Origin of the sequence: Clostridioides sp. ES-S-0108-01 (assembly GCF_020662285.1) — a bacterium.
Taxonomy (GTDB): Bacteria; Bacillota; Clostridia; order Peptostreptococcales; family Peptostreptococcaceae; genus Clostridioides.
Window position 1 is genome coordinate 1 of sequence record NZ_JADGMN010000055.1, and the last position, 2,679, is coordinate 2,679.

A 2,679-nucleotide genomic window follows, 5' to 3' on the forward strand; every position below is an offset into this window, starting at 1 on the left:
ATGGAAAAAATATCAAAATAAGGCTATGATTTTTAAAGCCATAGCCTTACCAATAAATGTTTAATTATCACTTAAAAATAAATTTTTATTTAAAGAATACACATAAATATTTCCAGACTCGAAATATTACTTAATCTAGCTGATGATGAGATTTTTAGAAGATTAACATGTGCAAGTGAGCCCCCTACAAAGACACTCAAGATTGATAGAGTAAAAATACCAATAACTATAAAAGCTTTTACAGAACAAGAAATAACTAGCATAAGAAAAAAATGTACTAAGCCAAATAAATTAAAAAATGGGTTTACAGAGGATAAAGTTAATAGTGATTTAATGAATTTAATGTTGCTTGAAAGAGGGATTATAAAACCTAATTTTAACAATAAAAACTTCTTAGAAAACAACAGTTTTTCTGATGCTAAAGCAGCTTTAAAAAGGCTATTTTTAGCAGGAGAACTTCAAGCTATTGCAGATGAAATATTGAAATTATCTGGTTATGATGAGGTATTAGAGGAAATTGAAATAAAAAACTAATTAAGCATGGTGGAATTGTAACTAGTTTATTTAATGTATTTGTAAAAACTAGGATTCTACCTGATGAATTTGTTAAAAAAGATAAACTAGTACAAAAACTAATATTAGAATTTGTTAATTATGAGATTGAACTAGAAGAAAAAGCAAACAAATCTAAATAGAAAGTGAGGTGAGAGAAATAGCTAAAAAAGAGATGTATCATATTGATGTCGTTATTGGTGTAAAAGGGGATGCAGAAACTAAAAACAAGCTGAGTGCTGCTGAAAAAATAGCTGAACGTACTGAAAAACGGATGCAAAAGCTTAATAAAATAAAAGCTAACCCAGCTATTCGGATAAATGATAGAGCTTCCAACACTGTAAACAAAATTAATGGTAACATGAATAAAGCTAGAAGAACAGTAACCGCAACAATAAAGGCTAAAGATAATGCGAGTTCTACAGTTAATAAAGTTAATAGTAATGTTAATAAAGCTAGAAAGACAGTAACAGCAAGATTAAAAGTTACAGATAACGCAAGCTCTACTGTTAACAAAGTTAATAATAAGATAAAAGAAGTTGCTAAGCCTACACCTCCTATAATCATACGAGGACAAGATGAGTCTAGCTCTATAATAGATAAAGTAAAAGCTAAGATTCAGAATCTAAAAGCTGATACTATTATAAAAATAAAGTCTCAAGCTGATGAAGCTATAAATACTATTTCTCGAACTAAAAATAAATTACAAGAATTTGTAAGTAAGAGATATGAAGCAGCAGTCAAAATTCGAGATGAAGCTAGTTCAGCGCTTGGAGGACTTACAGGGAAAATAGACTCTTTTGTAAGTGGAGCTATTAGTAAATTTGCTCAATTGGCTACTATGGCAGGAACTTTAATAGGTGGAATTGGGGTAGGTTCTGCTGTAAAAGGATTTGCTACCTTTGAGCAAAGTATGAAGAATACACAAGCTGTAAGTGGAGCAACAGGAAAAGAAATGGAGGCTTTAACAGCTAAAGCTAGACAATTAGGTAGAGATACTAGTTTTACAGCAAAAGATGCAGGAGATGCTTTTTATTATATGGGTATATAACATGCTCAGCTATAAAGAAATTTATAGTAAAAAATAGTGGGTTAAAATAGGAAAGCTAAGTTTACAAAATAATTTTGTCATGTTAATATTGAATTAATTTAAAATGGCGGGGTGGAATATGAAGACTTGTTTAAGATGTGGAGAAAAAAAGAATAAGAGTGAATTTCATAAAGATTCTAACTGTAAAGATGGATTAAAGCCTTATTGCAAAAAATGCAGACAAAAAGAAACAAAAAAATATAGAGGAAAGAATAAATCTGTTATTTTAGAAAAGAAAAAAGAATGGTATAAAAACACAAAAATTAAATCAAATAAAAGGACTCAAGAGGCATTAACAAATAAAGTTAAAGTTTGCACTGAATGTAAAATCGAAAAAAGCATGTTATCTTTTAGACAACGAGCAAATGGAGGATTTTATTCAAAATGTAAAGAATGTGAAAATGAAAAAAATAAGGAGTATAGAAAAAATAATCCAGAGATTATTAGATACAATAGAGTTGTTACAGAACAAAGAAGAAGAAAAAAAGCTAAGGAGCTAAAAAGAACCTTTACAGTATCTGAATGGAAAAATTGCAAAAGTTTCTTTAATAATTCATGTGCTTATTGTGGAAGAAAGATGAACAATTTGACTCAAGACCATTTTATACCATTATCAAAAGGTGGGGATTATACAAAGTATAATATAGTCCCATCCTGTAGAAATTGTAATTCTAAAAAACATGATAAAGATTTTTATGAATGGTATTCTAACGATAGTAATTATTCAATAGAAAGATTAAAAAATATAGAAAAATATTTTGAAAACCTATGTTAATATAGGTTTTTTATTTTGTAAATATGCTAATCAATTACCAATTTTATTAGGGATAATAAAAAGGTTTAGAGACTAGATAAAGTAAGCTAGAACAGTTGAAATATCCACGAAATCCACTGCCCTAACGTATTAGATGAGGGTAAAGAGATAGTCCAACTCTATAGGAAACTATAGTTCTAAGATAAAGAGCTTAGACAATGAATAAAGATGGCAGGATGGAAGTCCGAACAAATGATAAAAGCAATTCCTGACGTTCTTAACT

At 29.0% G+C, this 2,679-nt stretch carries 3 protein-coding genes; all 3 read left to right on the top strand.

Going from position 1 to position 2,679, the window contains the following annotated elements; all coding sequences use genetic code 11:
- Positions 1-150: 150 nt before the first annotated feature.
- Positions 151-534 (top strand): phage tail assembly chaperone, encoded by a 384-nt coding sequence (locus IR152_RS19610; protein WP_227453504.1) that lies wholly within the window; start codon positions 151-153, stop codon positions 532-534.
- A gap of 169 nt (positions 535-703) precedes the next feature.
- Positions 704-1,603, top strand: coding sequence for a hypothetical protein (locus tag IR152_RS19615; RefSeq protein ID WP_227453502.1), 900 nt, complete (start codon positions 704-706; stop codon positions 1,601-1,603).
- 118 nt (positions 1,604-1,721) lie between these two features.
- Positions 1,722-2,417: an HNH endonuclease gene (locus tag IR152_RS19620; protein ID WP_227453503.1), complete on the top strand. Its 696-nt coding sequence runs from the start codon at positions 1,722-1,724 to the stop codon at positions 2,415-2,417.
- Positions 2,418-2,679 lie beyond the last annotated feature (262 nt).

Excerpts from the sequence above, each read along its gene's own strand:
- IR152_RS19620 (WP_227453503.1), top strand. The coding sequence starts at position 1,722 with ATGAAGACTTGTTTAAGATGTGGAGAAAAAAAGAATAAGAGTGAATTT.